The sequence below is a fragment of the Pelagicoccus mobilis genome, from assembly GCF_016595505.1.
Classification (GTDB): Bacteria; Verrucomicrobiota; Verrucomicrobiia; order Opitutales; family Opitutaceae; genus Pelagicoccus; species Pelagicoccus mobilis.
This window is the reverse complement of the sequence record NZ_JAENIL010000002.1, coordinates 73,249-91,391: the sequence shown is the minus strand read 5'-3', so window position 1 is coordinate 91,391 and position 18,143 is coordinate 73,249. Positions and strand designations below refer to the sequence as shown.

11 protein-coding genes are annotated in these 18,143 nt (G+C 54.0%); 5 read left to right on the top strand and 6 right to left on the bottom strand.

Annotation, left to right across the window (positions count from 1 at the left end; all coding sequences use genetic code 11):
• Positions 1-5: 5 nt before the first annotated feature.
• The 5 genes from JIN87_RS01160 to JIN87_RS01140 form a co-directional block, all read right to left on the bottom strand.
• Positions 6-587 (bottom strand): DUF4861 family protein, encoded by a 582-nt coding sequence (locus JIN87_RS01160; protein ID WP_200353669.1) that lies wholly within the window; start codon positions 585-587, stop codon positions 6-8.
• A gap of 276 nt (positions 588-863) precedes the next feature.
• Positions 864-3,143 (bottom strand): CRTAC1 family protein, encoded by a 2,280-nt coding sequence (locus tag JIN87_RS01155; protein WP_200353668.1) that lies wholly within the window; start codon positions 3,141-3,143, stop codon positions 864-866.
• A gap of 55 nt (positions 3,144-3,198) precedes the next feature.
• Complete coding sequence (locus tag JIN87_RS01150; RefSeq protein ID WP_200353667.1) at positions 3,199-4,158, bottom strand: DUF6807 domain-containing protein; 960 nt, start codon at positions 4,156-4,158, stop codon at positions 3,199-3,201.
• A 129-nt stretch (positions 4,159-4,287) separates the two neighbouring features.
• Positions 4,288-5,397: a Gfo/Idh/MocA family protein gene (locus JIN87_RS01145; RefSeq protein ID WP_200353666.1), complete on the bottom strand. Its 1,110-nt coding sequence runs from the start codon at positions 5,395-5,397 to the stop codon at positions 4,288-4,290.
• A gap of 324 nt (positions 5,398-5,721) precedes the next feature.
• Positions 5,722-8,520, bottom strand: a complete 2,799-nt coding sequence (locus tag JIN87_RS01140) for an exo-rhamnogalacturonan lyase family protein (RefSeq protein WP_200353665.1) — start codon at positions 8,518-8,520, stop codon at positions 5,722-5,724.
• 241 nt (positions 8,521-8,761) lie between these two features.
• Between JIN87_RS01140 and JIN87_RS01135 the strand changes: the two genes are divergently transcribed.
• The 4 genes from JIN87_RS01135 (at position 8,762) to JIN87_RS01120 (ending at position 15,975) form a co-directional block, all read left to right on the top strand.
• A complete protein-coding gene (locus JIN87_RS01135) occupies positions 8,762-10,843 on the top strand; it encodes a hypothetical protein (protein ID WP_200353664.1) in 2,082 nt (693 codons plus the stop codon).
• A gap of 134 nt (positions 10,844-10,977) precedes the next feature.
• Entirely contained in the window at positions 10,978-13,575 is a 2,598-nt protein-coding gene (locus JIN87_RS01130; protein WP_200353663.1) for a hypothetical protein, read from the top strand.
• Positions 13,576-13,734: 159 nt separating this feature from the next.
• Complete coding sequence (locus JIN87_RS01125) at positions 13,735-15,327, top strand: sialate O-acetylesterase (protein ID WP_200353662.1); 1,593 nt, start codon at positions 13,735-13,737, stop codon at positions 15,325-15,327.
• Between the two features lie 9 nt (positions 15,328-15,336).
• Positions 15,337-15,975 (top strand): SGNH/GDSL hydrolase family protein, encoded by a 639-nt coding sequence (locus tag JIN87_RS01120; protein WP_200353661.1) that lies wholly within the window; start codon positions 15,337-15,339, stop codon positions 15,973-15,975.
• Positions 15,976-16,060: 85 nt separating this feature from the next.
• Here JIN87_RS01120 and JIN87_RS01115 read toward each other — a convergent pair whose 3' ends face one another.
• A complete protein-coding gene (locus JIN87_RS01115; RefSeq protein WP_200353660.1) occupies positions 16,061-16,936 on the bottom strand; it encodes a helix-turn-helix domain-containing protein in 876 nt (291 codons plus the stop codon).
• A 139-nt stretch (positions 16,937-17,075) separates the two neighbouring features.
• Between JIN87_RS01115 and JIN87_RS01110 the strand changes: the two genes are divergently transcribed.
• On the top strand, positions 17,076-18,098 hold the full coding sequence (locus JIN87_RS01110) for an L-rhamnose/proton symporter RhaT (protein ID WP_200353659.1): 1,023 nt from the start codon (positions 17,076-17,078) through the stop codon (positions 18,096-18,098).
• The last annotated feature ends 45 nt before the right edge of the window (positions 18,099-18,143 follow it).

Below are 18,143 nucleotides of genomic sequence, written 5' to 3'. Positions count from 1 at the left end.
AGCTGCTACCCTTCGCGATAGTTGAGTCCTGTCGCGAACTGAACCTCTTGATCGGAGAGAGCGAAGGCTTCTACCTTCGCGTTCCGAACGCTCGAGAAAACCGTTACTCTCACTAAAATATCGATTTCGGATCCTTTGTAGGGAACGCACTCCGAGCGGATTTCGAAGAAGGAAACGGAGCCTTCTTTCACCACTCGTCCGTAACGTCTGGATACAGGGTTCAAGGGAATCGCCTTTTCTCCGTCCCATAAGCGGATCCCGCCTAAGCCCACGGTGTCGCCGACATGATAGTGGTCACCGCCCCAACCGTTCGCCTGCTGCTCAGGAGTGGGATACCAACCTGTCGCTTTCAACTCAAGGCCGGGCCGGGATTTTGAGTAGACATCGATGGCCGCTTTCTTGTCGAAAAACATTCGTAGGGCAAAGTACTCGTTTTCGATAGCTGGCCCGTGGTGTCCAAGAGTTAGATACATGTCGCCCGACTCGGAAAAGACCTCGGTCAATTGGGTGCTCGGTTCCTTCTTTTCGAATAGGCTGACATCCGTATTGTTTTGCGAAAAAGAGAGGCAAGGGATCGTTAAAAACATCCAAAGAATAGTATAACCAAATTTCATGTTTATTCGTATCCTGCCCCCGATTTATAGGGGATCATGCCCACGCTCAGCGTGGATCAAGCGAGGCACGAGCGTTGCTAATAAAATTCGTTTAACAACGTTCAGCCGCGCTGTGGGGTCACTTGGTCCCTCGTCGAGACTCGAGGCGGGAATCTCGCTGTAGGAGGGCAGTTTATTTCTTCTTTAACAGAATGGGTATCGGTCCGAGTGGCATGTCACCTCTATGGTTCAATGATCCTACTCGGAGAACTAAAGCTCAATTAAGTGGTATTGATTCACGGTGGGGTTCTCGATGCGGCGTTTTGAGCCGTCCATCCAGGTGACTTCAATATAGTCGACCGTATCGTTTTCTCCGATGCCGAAGTGTTTGGTGGCCGCGTGTTGAGATTCGTAGGAATCGCCGTTGACGTTGGCGGCGGCTTGAATCTGACCGCCTGTGGAGATCACGATCTTGGCGGCGGTGGATGAGGGAGCTCCGGCTTTGTCCTGGAGGCGAACGCCGATGAAATTACCGGTCGAAGGCATTTGGTTCAAATACACTTCAACGATGTTTCCTTGGGTTTGCGGATTCCAGTTGGGGGGATTGGAGTCGATGATCAGGTCCAGTTTGCCATCTAGGTTGACGTCGTCTGCGATCACCATGCGGCTGTCGTTTTCTAATGCGACGCCAGCGAGGAAGGAGAGGTTGCGCGTCGAGCCATCCGACATCGGCATGAAGAGAAAGTTGTGCTCGAAGCCGTTCCAGGATATTCCACCGTCCTCTTTGATGCCTAGTTTTTCGGAAAAATAGTCGTCGAATAGGGGGCTCTCCGAGGATGACCCGCGGTAGATATCGTCGGTCCAGTAGCTGGAGCAGTAGTCTCTGGAGGTGGTGTTGCTGTCATGGCCGTTCGCCACGTAGAAGTCCAAATTTCCGTCGTTGTCGAAGTCGACAGTGACGACGCCCCAGGACCAACCGGTACGAGCGACTTGGTCGTTTACTTCGGGTTGCTTGAAGGTGCCATCGCCCTGGGAATAGTAGAGGCGATTTCCGTAGGTCATCGGTATCCGCATATTGGTGAGATCGTCGAATTTCTCGGGACCGAGGCCCATTTGGTGGAGGCGCCCCGCAGTGGTCGATGACATGCCGATGACGTACATATCCAAAAATCCATCGTGATTGAAATCGCCAAAAGAGTGTCCCATTCCAAATGAAGCACGCTCTTCGATCGCTTCAGCGGTAACGTCTTCGAAATATCCGTTCCCTTTGTTTCGAAACAAATCCACCCCTGAAAAGTCGCTCACTACCAGGAGATCCAAGTCCGAGTCGTTGTCGTAGTCGACGAAGGAACCGGAATATACGCGACGGTGCAGTTTTTCTTTGAGGCCGCGGGTGGCCGCGCATTCGGTGAAGCGTAGACCGTCGCCTTCATTAATCAGCAGAAATGAGGGATAGCCGTCATTGGCGTCGTAGTACGGAGTCGGCATTGCTCCTCCGGCATAAGGGGCTTTGTATTGGCCGATCCATAGGTCGAGATCGCCATCTCCATCGATGTCGCCGCAGGACATCGTGGTGTCGCCCTGGATGACGGCCTTGGAACCGACGTCGATGGGCTTGGGCATTTTCAAAAAACCACCTTTTGCGGTTCCCTGGAAGAGGAGTAACCCAATTGCTAGGGGACTGTTCTTATTGGGGTAGATCGATCCTTCGATGATCATGTCCATATTTCCGTCGGCATTGAAATCGCCCAAGAGGGCTGAGCGTACTGTTTTGACTTCTGCAGAAGTGAATGGATTCAGGATGTATTCGTTTTCTGGATTATTCCACGCGACTTGATTGGCGGCTGGTAGAATGATCTCCGAACGTCCGTCGCCATTGAGGTCGTGCACGAGGATGGGACCGCGCTTTTGGGGCGCGATATCGAAAGCCCCTAAACGTTTAAAGAGGGGCAGCCCTTGTCGTTGCAGAATTTCCAGTTCCGTTACTTCGATCGTATCTGGAACGTAAATACCATCCTTGTTTTTTTCTTTTAACCAAACGACCTTGATCCGTCCATCGGCGATGAGCCGTAGCTGAGAGGCCTGGTGCTCGACGTGCAGGGAAAAGGAAAAGATCGATTCATTTTGCCCAGATGGTTTTTCGTCGAACTTTTTATGGTGCCACTCACTTTGGTAAAGGGAGTAGCCGAGCTCTTGCAGCTGCCCAAGCCAGCCGCTCCAATGCTTCTGAGGGAGACTGCGTTCGGCCTGACCTATTGTTTGGGAGGTGATGCCATGGTTTAGGGGGGCAGGGGTGGAGAGCTCGCCAAGTTTCAGAGTATTGAAAGGGAATGTCTGGAGAACGGAGATTGGCTCGCTGGAATTGCGTAGATCGTCCCATAATCGAATGAAGACTTCCTCGTGTTCCTGGGCCAGAGACTCCTGTCGCCAGGTGGACATTTCCTTTTCCTTGCGGTCATTGATGAGGGAGAGTAGGTCAGAACCGGATACGCTCGAGAGCAAGCTCAAGCATGCCAGTGTGCAGGCCGTGAAAAGGGGGAGGTTTGTCATTGGGTGATTTTCTTTTTGATACTGAGCGAGTGACAGGCTTACTTTGAGCTATTTGCTAAACGCTTTCTGTAGTGCCCAACCATAGCGTCTGAGCTCGTTCTTTCGTCCAGAATCCGTTGGCGATGCCGAGGCTGTGCTTCATGCGGAAAGTTTCGCCTACGTCTATTGTATGGGTATCGTGATAGGCTGTGGACCACGCAAGACAGGGAAACTGCGGGCGACAAAACCAATGGTTCGTGTAGGGCGGATTTTCGGTGAGGTCTTCGCAGAGGATGAGGCATCCATTGAGGGAGGTATCGAAGATGCCTTGGTAGGCGAGACGCGAACTTTTCCAGCCGTTGAGTTGGTCGGGAGAGTCGAGTATGGTCTCGCTATCATGGTAGTCGTCCCACTCGGGTATTTCTTTATTGTCGAATATATGTACACCGGTTCGGTCGAAGCCTCGGCTCATGCGAAGGAATAGTCCGGTGTATCCAGATCCTTGTAAGCCTTCGCCGGAACTGTAGGAATTATGACGAATCGTTTCGCCCAGAGTATTGGTGAGATCGCTTTCCCAGACCAATCGCCAGAATCCGACTTCTGGGTCGATGTCGCGGATGGTGAGGGTACGGGTTTCGGTGAACACCGTTTGGCCTTGCGGTCCGATCCAGTCGAGGGTCTCGGTCCAGGCGTATCCGTTTTCGATTGGTTTCTCATCGATCCATTCGCAGTGAAGCTGCGTACCGACGTTATCGATGTTGGCGTATTTGCCGGTTTCTCTGCTATAGGTATGGCCGCCCCAGAAATTCATTCCATTGACCGAGCTCATGGTCAGGCTGAGGCCTTGATGCCAAGGGTGATCAGTGGGGCGATCATTGGTGAGGATATCGCCAGCGAGAGTGCGGATAGGATGGAAGTAGGGACGGGGGCAGTACTGCGCGTGGGTGTCCGGTCGGTAAATGTAGTCGAAGAGGACTTGGTCTCCGTAGCGAACGCGTAAGGTTTTGTCCTCTATGTATTCAGATTTTAAACTCATGTGTTTTTTTGCCTTCTACCGAGCGAAGCGACACAGGAACGAAGTGACCAAACAAGGACACCAAGGTCACTAAGAGCTCTCAGGTGAGGATTTCAGTTTCTTCGTGGTCTTCGTGTCCTTCGTGGGCGATTATATTGTTGAGAGGTTTTGGGCAAAGGTGCCGCCCACATGCTCGTAGAAGGGGTCGCCTTCGACGATAGTGCCGGGTTTGACGGGACGACCCGTGGCGGCGGATTTGTAGAGGGCGGTAATGAACTCGATGGTACGCCGGGTTTCGGGGCCGCTTACCAGCGGAGGGCGACCCGCTTTGTAATCAGCGACCATGGCCTTGAGCTGCGAGGGTTGTTTGGTGACGGTATCGTCTGTGATGGTTTTGAAGGTTTGGACTTTCTCAGGATCCATGGTGTCGAGTGTCTTAAATCGCCACTTGTCTTTGTTCAGGTCGTAGACGGCGTCTTCTGTCCAAGCGGTTCCCTGTTGGAAGTCATAGCGTAGGAAGGTGCGCTCGTGCGGGCACAATATGGAGTTTAGGATACTGCCGATGGCTCCGTTGCTGAAAAGCACGCTCGCTGAGGAAATGTCCTCGACTTCAATGTCGCGGTCTAAGGTGGAGCAGAGGGCTCGCACTTCCGTCCAATCACCCATTGTCCAAAGGAAGGCATCCATGGCGTGGATACCATGGATCATGGTCGGTCCACCGAGTTCGCTGGCCCAGGTGCCGCGCCAATCGACCTCATAGTAAGCGGGATCCCGGTACCAGGTGGTGTGGCAGGTACCGACGAGAGGTTTCCCGGCGATTTCTTCATCGACTATATGCTTGATGTGTCGCGAAGCACCCCCGAAGCGGAACTGGTAGACGGAGGAGCAGTGCATGCCCGTGCGGACTTCGGCGTCGCGGATCGCATCGAGCTCACGCAGGGAGCCGCAGAGCGGTTTCTCGCACAGGACCCAGGCCCCTGCTTCCATGGCTTTGATAGACAGCTCAGCATGACTTTGAGGAGGGGTGGTGACGCATACGATGTGCGGCTTCTCCTTTGCTAGTAGCTCGTCTACGTCCGTGTAGACTCTCGGGATCTCGAACTTCTCCGCGAAGGCGCGAGCCCGCTCTTCGTTCACGTCCAACACGGCGACGAATTCCGCTTCGTCGTTGGGAAAGATGATGGCGTCCGGTTCAGCGTTCAGGCGAACGTGGTGGCCTGCGATGACGCCGGTGCCTATGAGGGCTATTCTCAGTTTCATAATTGCTAGGATGAAGATGAATCGAGGTCTCAGTCATGTAACTCCATGAAAAATCCGACAGTCGGATTTTTGAGAGTTAGGTTCGCAAAGCGTGTCTGGGAATAAGGGGAGCGAATATTGGTATCCTTCACTTATTGCCTTTGTCTATCAAGGAACTCGTTGATGCGGGTAATGCGTTGGACACTGATAAAGACTATCAAACGATGGCTTTGAAGCGGTCCCTTTCGCTCGGACAAGTGAATTGCTTTAGGAGAAGTAGGCCTGCTTCTCTTCGCTATCGCCTATGGTTTGGTACTGCCTGCTATAATCTGCGAATTCACTATTCTAATGCTCACTTACCGCTTGGGGGATCAGGGCGGAGGCTTGGATGGCGGCGAGACCCCATTGGGCGGCTCCGTTGGTGCTTACCCAGGTCGCTTCGTCGATAGGATTGAGGACATCTGGACCGTTGACGTGCTCGGTTTCGAGCTTCGGCTGCCAGCCCTTCCATTGATTGTCGAGAAAGTCTGCGGCTGCCCGGGCCGCAAGGGCACTGTCCTTTTTCCTGTCGGCGGCGTAGGCGATGATACGGGAGTGCGCGTTTGGGAAACTGGGGATCTTGTAATGCTTGCCTAGCGCCTTTTGGGATACGTCTTTGGGTGCGTTGCAGAGTTCGCAGTATTGCAGCCAGGCGTTTTCGAACTCCGGTACGTCGATGAGATGTATCAATTCTGCAACTACCTCTGGCAAGCCGAACATGATGCTGAGGTGGGAGGCCATGGGCGGTTCACCTTCTGGGGGCGTCATTTCTTTGGTTTCCGGATCGATTTCGTAGCGATTGCTGAAGAATCCCCACTTGGCCTTACCGATGGCGCGCATGCTGTTTTCGATCCACTCGCGGTATTTGGGGTTGCCGGTACGCTCCCAGGCAGTCAGCCAGTTCGATACGGTCGCGCCGTAGTCGGTCCCGATCGAGATGCGCGTTTTGTCTGAGTTCGTGGGTTCGAAGAAATGCGTCTTTGTTGAGTCGTAGGAAACTTTGCGGCGGGCGTTGAGCTGGGCTAGTTGTTTGTCCGCTTCGACGACTTCTTGCAGGACGTCGCCGGTGCGTTCGTCGGTGGTGAGGAAATAGTGGAAGCGGCGGTTCATGCAGGTGCTGATGCGTAACTGCTTGGCGCTGCAGCCCCAGTGCTGGACGTTGTGACGGGTGCCGAAACCTGCGAAGCGACCGAGGTGGTAGATATCGACATCGCGGTTGTGTCGGTTCATCGCTTCGGCCAAGCGGTATGCGGTGGGATCGCCGGAGCGGAGAAAAGTGTACCAAAGCCACATGTCCGTGGAGAGCTCCGAATTGTCCCAGGCGAAGCCGCCGATGTCGTAGCGCCAGACATGGCGATCGGCGTCGTAAGTGTGCATCACGTCGCCGTAGTCCCAGAACCCATACCAATGGCGCTGCTCGACTTGTTCGTGGTAGAACTGAATGGACCAGTCGAGGCGGTCCTCGATTTTGGCAAGAGTGGGAGAGGAGCGATCGGGGAGTGCCCACATGTTGCTGAATACCTGCGCTCGGTGGAGGTCGCCGGGGCGAGGGACGAGCTGCGGGGGATGGGATACGGCTTCTGCAAGCTCGGCCAGAGTTTCCCGGGAGGGAGTGGAGGCTTTGGCCCAAAGGTAGATATCCGAGGATCGGGCGACGCCATGCGGGCTGCCGAAGCCGGGCTCGTAATCCTCGTATGTGATCTTTAGGGCGTCGACTTGCTTTTGGTAAGGGAGATGAGGGACGCTCGACTCGATGCCCTCAATGTTTACGTCGGTCAAAGGGCCTTCGAGATCCTGTCCCATGCCATCATGGTAGAAGCGGATGTCCATGGGCGGGGCTTCGGGCGAGTAGATCCAAACGGTGACTTGGGCTTCGTCGGTTGCGGCGTCGCGAATGTCGAGTTGGGTCGGGTGGAGCTTCCAAAAGTCGCGCATGCCAAAGGCCACACCCCCGCTCGCTCCGCCGACGTAGCCGAGACCGTCAGCCCTGTGGCCTTGATCGGCGTTGATCCAGCCATGGCCGGGCTTCGTGCGTTTTTTGAGGGAAAAGCCGTTGGCGTTGAGTTGGGACAGGCTGAAGTCACCCCAGGTGGGAACCCAATGAATACGTGTGCTGACATTGTCAGGCCATGTTCTGATATCGGGAACCTTTTCCCCTGACAGTTGTGCGGTTCGAACCGCCTCGCCGGGATCGCGGCTCAAGCCCGTTAAGCCTTGGACAGATTCGGCCCACAGACCTCTATCCTGACCTGCGAAACGAACGTGTCGATTGTAAGGCTCATCGCGCATGGGAACGCTGAAGCGTACTCCGAGGCTGCTGATGAAGTCCTTGTTTTCATCGCCGTCGAAGACAAAGGTATGCGTCATGCGGATACAGTCGCTGCCGGCGTGGAAGTACAAACGAACGGAGAAGGGTAGCCAGTCGCGGCTGCTTTCAGTCCGGTGTTTTCCATCGATTTTAATGACGGCTCGAATGGGACCGGACTGCTCGACTGCGACCGTCTCGATTTGACTGGTGAATGCCTCAACCGGCGTTCCCTGGTCCGGACTGTCCTGGCGTGTGCCGCATAGGTGGCCCTTGCTTAGGATAGTGGCGTCGCCACGTTTGACGGATTTTATGAGGGTATCGCCTTTTCGTGGGAGCTCGCATCGAATGACTCCGGTGTCGACGAGAATCGCTTCCGCCGTTTCTTCAACGCTGACCGGATTGCGGGGCAGATTGGGCTTGCCGGGTGCGATCGTGAAGTGTTCCGAGGCTGGGGCGTCAGGGGCGATGGCGTGCCCGGTCCACTTCAGGCTGCCGTCGGGCCAGGTGGCGGTGGTCCAAGTTTGCATGGGCACCTTTTCGCCTTGGGCGGTGCGAAGGGTGAAAGTCGTATCCGCGGCTTGTTGACCCATGGGCCAAGGAACGCCAAAGGCTGATCCTGCGTGTGGTTGGATGCGGCCTCCTTCGAGCCAACGCACTTGAGTCGGTCCTTTGTTCGGCATGGGGCTGGGGACAGGTTTAGCGTCTTTCGTGTCGCTCGCAGCGTAGAGCGAAGGCGTTGCGGTGGCGGCGAGCAGGGAGGTGGCACGAATGAAATTGCGACGACTTAGGTCTTTCATGGGAATACGAATATTGCGTTCTTAGAGAGGTGCGCAGGCTTCGGGCTTGTTTCTCCGCAGGCAAGACGCCTGCCTTGCAATTGATTTCGAGAAGATTGCTTTGTTCGCTCCTCCATGTAACTTCAGGAAAAATCCGACAGTCAGAATTTTGGGAATTAGACTGAAGAGAGAGGTTGGTTCAGGAATGGAAGGTCGTCGCCCAACACCGGGTCGGCCGGTCGTTTACGAGAGCCCTGATTTGATGAAGAAAATTGTATCCACCTTATGTGCCGTTTTGGCATTGTCCACATTCGCTATAGCGGGAGAAGTCTTTGAGAATCCGCTTGAGGACCAAGCTTTCGATTATTCCGAGAAGAGCGTCCAGAAGTACATCCGAAAGGCGGCGTCGACCAAAGCGGCTCGCGTCGAATATGCTTTTGAAAATGCGACGGGGGAGGGGTTGAGAGAGGCCTGGTGCCCGTATTTCGCGAATCTTTACTTGGGTAGGGATCTCGACGAGACGAACGCTCGGCTTCTGGAGCTCTTGACGACGGAGGATCCTGTTGTGCAGCAGAAGTACAGAATGAACGATCACTGGTGTTTGGCGATCAATCAGCAGTTTTATCATATGTACTATGCCTTTGGGTCAAAGGGGGCCGTTTCGCCGGGACGCTTGTATCCGGAAACCGAGCGTGCGTTGCTAGAGCTTCTGTGGAATCGCATGAAATATAAGGATGACATCCATCTGGCAGGCAAAAGCACTTGGTGGATGGTCGGGAGCGAAAATCACGATCTGGTAGCCAAAGTAAGCAGCCTGATCTCCTCTCAGATTTTCATGAATGAGCCTGATTTTAAGGATCGCTTGTATCCAGATTTAGGTACAGGAGGCGGAAATAAGTACTGGTTTCATCGCATGTATGCCAAGGATGCAGTCGACGGGCCTCAAGGCCGGGCCGATTGGGGCGACGGGAAAGACTACACTGCGCGTGACCACTACCGGGCATGGTGTGCTTACTTCGACGAGTACTTCACGGAGCGAGCAAAGAAAGGCTTTTTTCTCGAGAGGGCTTCCTCTAACTACATGGCGGTCACGGTCTCCTATTTGACCGATATTTTCGACTTGTGCGATGACCCGTCATTGGTCCGCGAAGCGGAATCGTTCATAGACCTCGTTTGGGCGGAGTGGGCTCAAGACCAGCTCAACGGTGTGAGAGGCGGCGCTAAAACGCGTAACAACGGACTGCAGTTGGAGGACGCCATGTATGAGTTTGCCCGCTTTTACATGGGGGGGAAGGGAAGTTCCGAAACTCATTTTTTCGCCCAGCTGCTCAGCGATTACGAACTCAAGCCGATCCATTGGGAAATGGCTTTGGACCGGGAAGGTTTAGGGGAGTTTGAATACATTTCGCGTACTCCGGGGGAAGAGGAAAACGTCTGGCCCCGCCCTTTGGGAACGGAACGCACTCTAGTGTGCGATACGGACTCGCGCTTAAAGCGCTATAGCTGGGTGACTCCGGATTACATCCTTGGATGTCAAATGGACCACCCGGGGGCGATCCATAGCCACTTGAGCAATCAGGCGAGGTGGCAGGGGATTACCTTCAAGGGGCCTGAGGGGCCGAGGGTTTTTCCGACTGATTTCAAGGAGGACGACGAGGGCAATTTCAGCGGTAAGAAGACGTCCGGATTCTGTCGAGCAGTCCAGGACCGGAAAGTGATGATTGTTCAACAGGCCCGCCGTTGGAGTCAGATGAATCCAGATTGGTTTCCAGCCAAGAGCACGATGGACTTGGACTATGCGATCCATTTCGGGGCGAACCACGACCGACTCTTGGAGCGAGATGGGTGGATTTTCGTGGAGAATGGGGACGCTTTCCTCGCGGTGAGGCCGGTTATGGGGGAGTATGCCGATGGGTGGACGATCTTGGTGGATGATGCTTCTCCGGGTCTGGAAAGCGAGATTATCGAGGACAGCTACGAGTGGACACCCGATCGGGAAACGGTTCTATTGAAGGACAAGCACGCGGGTATGATCTTTGAAGCCTCACGAAGGATCTATCACGCCACCTTGGAGGATTTCATGGAAGATGTATTGGATAACCTTTTGGTCCTGGACAAGACGGTCGTCCCCGGCTTCCACGTTCTGCGCTATCGCGGTTGCGGGGAGGAGGCTCAGGAGATCGTCTTCAACTTGGCGAACAATGAAATTCCTATGATAGGAGGCCAACGGGTCGACTTTGCTCCTGATATGGTTTTTGATAGTCCGTATTTAAAGTCAGAATACGAAAGCGGAATCGTGAAAATCAGCAAAGGCGACCGCGAGCTGATACTGGACTTCAACTAGTGATAACCACAAAGGTGATGAGCAAACTGTTGAAGCGTGGAGTTACTCTTGTTCTAACACCACTTCCGTCTTCGTAGGGCTACGACGAGACAAGGAGTACACTGATGACTATGGGCCGCGATCTGGTCAAATCTATGAAAATTCTATTTGCCGCAATGGGCATCTCCGCTGCGAGCCTAAGCTTCGCTGAGGACAAACCGCTCGATTTCTGGGACGAGGAAGTCCGGCTGTTTGGCGTAGTCTCGAAGGGTGAGTCAATTGATTCCTCTCTCTCGAAACGACGCGATTATGCTTACAAGTCCGAGGCGTTTGCCTTGGACCATGCCGATCACGTTGAAGGTGATCTGAGTGTCGTCTATACGCCGGCGAAGCTGGGCATGCCTGAGCGATTCGGCTTTGTGGCGGGTCTTTGGGGGGAGCGTTGGGATCTCTCTAAGAAGATGAGCCTCCGGCTTTGGGTGAAAGCGAAGGGGGGCAATGCTTTGGGGACTTGGAAGGTACGGTTGGTCGATACCGCTGGTAAGGAAGCGAACGGCGAGCTCGCTGGCATTGGCGCTGAATGGAAGGAGCTGAAACTCCCGCTCTCCAAGCTGAAGGCAGCCGCGGGTTTCGACTGGGGGAATGTTAAGCTGTGTTCGTTCGAGGCGGCGTTTAGCGAAGAGGCGCGAATCCATTTTGATGGGGTTCGTTTTGAGCACGGGAAAAAGCATATTGGCGTGACGGACAAGACGCTTGACCAACGCATGGCCGAAGCGGAGGCCAGCCGCGCGATGCGTGTGGAGGTGGGGATGAAAGCGGCGGCGGATAACAACAAAGAAGGTCTCTACGCTCCGGTGAGCGCCTTCGCTAAAATGTTGCTGAACGAGGATCTGGAAACTGCTAATCGACTCCTAGTCGAGGAACTGAAGAAGAGCTCGGATGCCAATGCTTGGGGCTTGTTGCAAACTCCACTGTATTGCCGATTCTACTACATGTTTTCCAGTCGCTACGGAAAGTTTCCCGGTCGCATGACGCCCGAAACCGAGAAACTACTGCTGGAGACGCTGTGGGACCGCACCTCGGCTAAGAACGACATTCACTGGGCACGTCAGAGTACTTGGTATCTCGATGGCAGCGAGAATCATGACCTCAATGCCAAGGCTTGCAATCTGGTGACCTCTCGCATTTTCATGAACGAGCCGGACTACAAAGACCGTATTTATCCAGATTACGGTTTCGGCGGTAGTTACCACTATGGGCATGCCGGCTACTATGGCCCAGATATCGATCCCGATACCCGTCATGGCGGGGGACGGGCGAACTTGTCGGATGGCAAGGAATACAACGCGGCAGACCACTACGAGGCGTGGTTGACCTTCCTGAAAACCTACTTCCGCGAGCGTGCCGAGCGTGGCTTCTTCCTTGAGTATGCTTCCTATGGCTACACGAAGCACTCCCTAAATATGGTGGATCTAGCGTATCAGTATAGTGGCGACGAGGAGCTGCATGCGTTGATCGATGATTTCCTCACTCTCTTCTGGGCTGAATGGGCGCAGGTTTCTATCTCAGGCGTGCGCGGAGGACCGAAAACCCGCCATCACAAGACGGTTGGTGGTCCGGACGATAAAGCAACAGCTGATTTGATCGGCTTTCACTTGGGTGGTCCGGCTAACGCTGGCGTGTGGTGGTATTGGAATCTGATAAACGATTTTAAGCTACATCCTGTAGTCTGGAAGATGGCGCTCGACCGCGAAGGCATGGGCTCCTTCACCTACAAGGCGCGCGGCATTGGAGAGGAGGAAAATGTATTGCCCCGTCCCTTGGGCACTGAACGCTCGCTAGTGGTCGATACCGACGCGCGTTTCCTCAAAAGCACTTACGTCACGCCGAATTATACCCTCGGCACTCAAATGGATCACCCGTCGGCTGTCCACTCGCACCTGAGTATTGTAGGCCGCTGGCATGGCATGACCTTTTCCCAATCTCCAGAGTCCCGAATCGTTCCGGTTAACCTAACGGATGGTTTCAATGTGTATAAGAAAAAGAGCCCTTACGATATGGAGGCGATGTATCAGACTGTTCATCACGAGCGAACCTTGATCTTACAGCAGTCGCGTCGCTGGTATGCCGTGCATCCAGAGTGGTATCCAGTTAATGCGGACTACAATCAACCCGTCGGTATTTGGATAGGCAATCAATGGGATCGTCGCCTGGAGCGGGATGGCTGGATTTTCGTGCAGAGCGGCAATGCCTATGCCGCCGTGCGCCCAGTGCTCTGGGACGAGGCTTACGAGAAAGAACACAAAAAGAAAACCTCAGGTAATCAAGTCTACTTCAATGCTCCTGACGATGCGCCGACCGTCAAACTTCGCACCGACTGCTATCGCTGGAGCGAAGATAAATCGCTCCTATTGCTGGAAGACAAATTTACCGCGACCATCATAGAAGCAGGTAGCAAGGCGGATTACCCGACGCTGGAGGCGTTTATGGCTGATGTGCTGGATAACCCGATCGCTCTCTACAAGACTGTGGTGCCGGGCGACAATGTTCTCGTATACACCGGCTGCGGCGACGATGCCCAAGAGATTGTCTTCAATTGCGGCGCTCGGCAGATTCCAATGGTGGGAGGGGAGTCGATCGATTACAGTTATCCGATGACCTTTGATAGTCCGTATATGAAATCAGAATACAAGAGCGGAAAGATTCGCATCGAATACGACGGCGAAACGCTCGATCTAGACTTTTCGAATTAGCCGTGACGTATTCTCAATTCTAAACGTTTCATTAACCGCAGAGTACGCAGAGAATTTTAGGGCGCTGTCTCAGCGACCTCTGCGGAAAAATAATATCCTAGCTTGAATCACTCTCTTATCATAAGTCGTCCTAGGCTCCATCGTCCATTCGCATCGTTCGTGGCATGTCTTCTCTTTTTCGTCGTGCATCTGGGCGCTGAGAGCGAAGGGGTTACGAGAGTCTTTCTCTTGGGAGGGCAGTCGAATATGGTTGGCCAGGGATTAAGCAGCGATTTACCGTCGCCCTATGACGCTGCGCAGGACGATGTGATGTTCTGGAATAGTGGCTGGGTCCCTTTGTCCTATGGTTTTGGTAACAAAAACGATCACTTTGGTCCGGAAGTGTCGTTTGGTCGGGCGATCAAGGATGCCTTGCCGGGGGATTCCATTTACCTAGTCAAATACGGTTCAAATGGTAAAGCTCTATATAATGATTTCAAGCCAGGCACCGGCGGAAATTATATTGAGATGATGGATACCTTCAAGGCGGCCCTGACCGATCTGGATGAGGCCGGCGTTGAATACGAAATTTCCGGCATGCTCTGGATGCAGGGCGAGAGCGATGCTTATGAATCACAAGCGTCCGCCTATGAAGCCAACTTAGTCAACTTCATCGAGGTGGTACGCGAGGAGCTCAATACGCCCGATATGCCGTTTATCATTGCCCGTGTGCTCGATTACTTTGGAGGGATCGTACCTCCTGAGATTGGAGAGCAAACCGATCCGACCCAGGCGACCATCGTACGCGCTGCTCAAGTTCGGGTCGCTGAAAATACGCCCTTTGTATCCTGGTTCGATACCGACGACTATGAAGTGGCGGATCCAGAAAGTAATCCCGGCCACTACGGTGCGCAGGGCTTGCTCGACATGGGTAAGGACTTTGCCTCGGCGCTCCTTGAATTCAGCCAGACGGAGGAAAGGGCGGAGAATCACTGGAACCAGCTATTCGCCTTTGGGGATAGTTTCAGTGACAGCGGCGCCGGCTATGTGGATGGCAATGGCCCGACGGCGATCGTCTACGCAGCTCGGGAACTCGGGATTCCTTTTACCTTCGCTACTGATCCTGACGCTGGTAACAAGGGCCTGAATTATGCGGTGAGCGGAGCTCGTACCGGTGAAGGCGAGCGAAGGCAGGTCAAGGATGTGATTCTGGAATACGGGATGCAAAATCAGGTGAGTGACTTCGCTGTAGGCGTCCAATCCGGAGCGATTTCCTTCGACCCGGAGCGCACTCTGTTTTTCTTAGCCGGAGGATTAAATGATCGTCGTCTGGAAACGGTGGATACGGTCAATAACGTGACCCTGCTGGTCCGTCGGTTGCATGCCGTTGGGGCTCGGCGCTTTTTTATTGCGGTGCTGCCCACCGAAATCGCTTCGTTCAACGAGGTTGCCACGCGATTGAATCCCGAGCTGAGCGCCCTCCCGGCAGTGCTAGAGGAGGAGTTTCCCGACGCCACCATTCAAAGTAGCCGTTGGGGGGAGTTCTTCGATAAGGTTAAGCTCAAGGCAGCCAGCTACGGCATAATGAATACCGCCGATGCGTGCGCGGGCCGCGCAATCTTTGATCAGGACACCACGCCGCGTGGAGATGCGGAAAGCTATTACTTCTACCACAGTAATCATCCTTCGACGGCCGTTCATCGACATGTCGGTCGGATGCTCGCACGTGAGTTTCGCGCGGCCGTTGATTCTGTTGAATTTATTGGGCAGTGAAACTCAGTTATGAAGACGCAGAAAACAATCATGTGTTTTGGAGATTCGAATACGTGGGGGTTCCCGCCTGACTGCGGGGCACGCTATGATCGGCAGACGCGCTGGCCGGGAGTGCTTCAGCGGGAGCTCGGCGATGAATATTACGTGATCGAGGAAGGTTTGCCGGGACGGAATACCGTTTGGGATGATCCGGTGGAGGGCGGCAAAAACGGATTGAAGCAAATCGTCCCGCTCATTCATTCGCACATGCCGCTTGATCTTCTCATTATCATGCTCGGCACCAATGATTTTAAGAACCGATTCTCCGTTTCACCTACCGACGTTGCATGGAGCATCGGTCGTCTTGTTAAAGAAGCCCGCGATAGCAGTAGCCGGTTTTTGGGCGACGCTCCCGAAGTGCTCGTGATCTGCCCGCCGCCCTTGGCGGACACAAGCCAGAGCCCGTTTAAAGACATCCTGAACGGAGCGGAGGAGAAATCGTACCAGTTGGCATCCACGCTGGGTGTGTTTTGCGAAGAGAATGAAATCCGCATGTTCGATGCGGGGGAGATTGTGCAAAGCAGTCCTGTCGATGGGGTTCACTGGGAACCTGAAGAACATGCTAAGTTGGGGGCGGCAGTTTCTGAAGTCGTTCGGGCAATACTATGAATGTATCCAGATATCCCTGGCTTATTTGAATGGGAATGAATGTGTCTTTTCAGTCGAGTATCGGAAAAACTGATTCAGTGAGCGTTTACCGATGGGCCTTGCGGTAGTTCAGTGGCGAGAGTCCCATACGTTGCTTGAAGAAGCGGGAGAAGTAGAAGCTGGATTCGAAGCCCGTCTCTTCTGAGATGCGTTGTACGCTGAGTGTCGTATTTGTCAAAAGGCTTTGGGCTTTGCGGATGCGCAGCTCGAGCAGGTATTGATTGGGCGACAGACCGGTGTGCTGCTTGAAGAGTCGTCGGAAGGAAGTGTAGCTCATTCCGTTTTCTGTGGCATGCGCGTTGAAGTCGAATTTCTGCCGGAGTGCATCGTTTAGCAGACAGCAAGTTTGGCGTATCATTTTTTCGTTGTGGGGCGAACGGAGCGATTCGCCTTGAGAGAGGGTTTGGACGCGGGCGAGGATTTCAATGGCTTTGGCGGCGATAATGCGGCGGAAGCCGAAGCCTTCGTGTTCGGTCAAGTCGCAGATGGTGGCGAATAAGGCTCTCAGGTCGGAATTCATGCCGACTTGAATGACGGGTTCTTGGGGGTTGAAGAACTCGTTCATCAAGCGCTCGGCGTGGTCGCCGATGAATCCGATCCAGTGTTCGTCCCAACCCGTTTGCGGATTGGGTTGGTAGCGGTGGCGCACGCCAGGAAAAAGGAGGAAGAGGGATCCGGCTTTAATTGCTTGTTCCCCGCTGACTTGGGACCAGAAGCTTCCTTCGCCGCGGGTGATGTAGATGACTTGGTACTCGGTAAGGACGCGTCCCGTGCTCACGTTGAAAGCGTAGCTGTCGGGATGTTCGCCGGGAGGGTAGGCGCTGCCTGCGGGGATCTGAGTATAGCCGAGGTCCGTGAGGGTGAGTCCCCAACGCTTCGCTTCGTCGCTGGCGGGAATGTAGCGGTTGAAGGCCTCGTTCATGGCTAATTTTTCTGGAGACAATGAAGGTTTTAGGCAAGTAGAGCTTGGACAAAAAGTGCAGAAATTAGGTCAGAGCCTCTATTCCAAATTTCGAGTCGGGAGGGTATTCTCTTTTTGAAATGAAAAGGAGAACAAGGATTTGGTAATTTTCGGAGTCATCTTGCACGCCTTAGGCGGTTTTGCGGCTGGCAGCTTTTATCTTCCGCTCAAAAAGGTTAAAAGCTGGTCTTGGGAAAGTGCTTGGCTGGTGAACGGCCTGTTCTCTTGGATCTTGGCTCCGATCGCGGTGGCTTGGCTGACGGTTCCGACCTTGGTGGGAGTGATTGGAGGTGTGGGGGCGTCGACGTTGTTTTGGACTTTTTTGTTTGGGGTGCTTTGGGGCATTGGCGGTCTGACCTTTGGCTTGTCGGTGCGCTACCTTGGGATGTCGCTTGGCTATGCGGTGGTGTTGGGGTTTTGCGCTGCCTTTGGAACTTTGATTCCGGCGGTCTACGATGGGAGCTTTATGCGTTTGCTGACGACCGTGTCGGGCGGGGTGGTCATGGCGGGGATTCTCGTTTGCTTGATCGGTATTGGGATTTGTGGATACGCGGGGCGTTTGAAGGAGAAGCAGCTGAGTCCGGAGGAGGACGAGAAGCAGGAGTTTCATGTGGGGCGCGGTTTGCTGCTGGCGACCTTCTCGGGATTGATGAGCGCTTGTATGGCCTTTGGCTTTGCGGCGGGAAAGCCGATTGGAGATGAAGCGGCCCAGGCGGGAGCAGATCCGCTTTGGGTGAACAATGCCCCGCTGGTCGTGATTTTGTTGGGCGGCTTTCTTACCAATGCGCTGTGGTGTTTGGTTTTGAATATCCGTCAAGGGAGCTGGAGGGATTATCGCAAGTCGGAATCGCCTTTGTTGAAGAACTATGGCTTCGCGGTGCTCGCGGGAGTGACTTGGTACCTCCAGTTTATGTTTTACGGGATGGGCTCCACTAAGATGGGGGAATACGATTTCACCAGTTGGACCTTGCACATGTCCTTCATCATTATCGCGAGCAATCTCTGGAGTCTCTATTTGAAGGAATGGAAGGGGAGCGGGCGGAAGGCGATCGGCGTCTTGGTGGCTGGGATTTTGGTGATCACGCTTTCAACGGTGCTGATCGGCTTGGGAAACTATCTATAGGGGAGTGAGATGTCACACTAATTTGAATACAGGAAACTAGGATTG

What these genes read in the sequence shown, in the direction of transcription:
- JIN87_RS01145 (WP_200353666.1), bottom strand. Translation starts at nt 5,397, where the DNA reads ATGAAACTGAGAATAGCCCTCATAGGCACCGGCGTCATCGCAGGCCAC.
- JIN87_RS01115 (WP_200353660.1), bottom strand. Translation starts at nt 16,936, where the DNA reads ATGAACGAGGCCTTCAACCGCTACATTCCCGCCAGCGACGAAGCGAAG.
- JIN87_RS01160 (WP_200353669.1), bottom strand. Translation starts at nt 587, where the DNA reads ATGTTTTTAACGATCCCTTGCCTCTCTTTTTCGCAAAACAATACGGAT.
- JIN87_RS01140 (WP_200353665.1), bottom strand. Translation starts at nt 8,520, where the DNA reads ATGAAAGACCTAAGTCGTCGCAATTTCATTCGTGCCACCTCCCTGCTC.
- JIN87_RS01155 (WP_200353668.1), bottom strand. Translation starts at nt 3,143, where the DNA reads ATGACAAACCTCCCCCTTTTCACGGCCTGCACACTGGCATGCTTGAGC.
- JIN87_RS01150 (WP_200353667.1), bottom strand. Translation starts at nt 4,158, where the DNA reads ATGAGTTTAAAATCTGAATACATAGAGGACAAAACCTTACGCGTTCGC.
- JIN87_RS01135 (WP_200353664.1), top strand. Translation starts at nt 8,762, where the DNA reads ATGAAGAAAATTGTATCCACCTTATGTGCCGTTTTGGCATTGTCCACA.
- JIN87_RS01130 (WP_200353663.1), top strand. Translation starts at nt 10,978, where the DNA reads ATGAAAATTCTATTTGCCGCAATGGGCATCTCCGCTGCGAGCCTAAGC.
- JIN87_RS01120 (WP_200353661.1), top strand. Translation starts at nt 15,337, where the DNA reads ATGAAGACGCAGAAAACAATCATGTGTTTTGGAGATTCGAATACGTGG.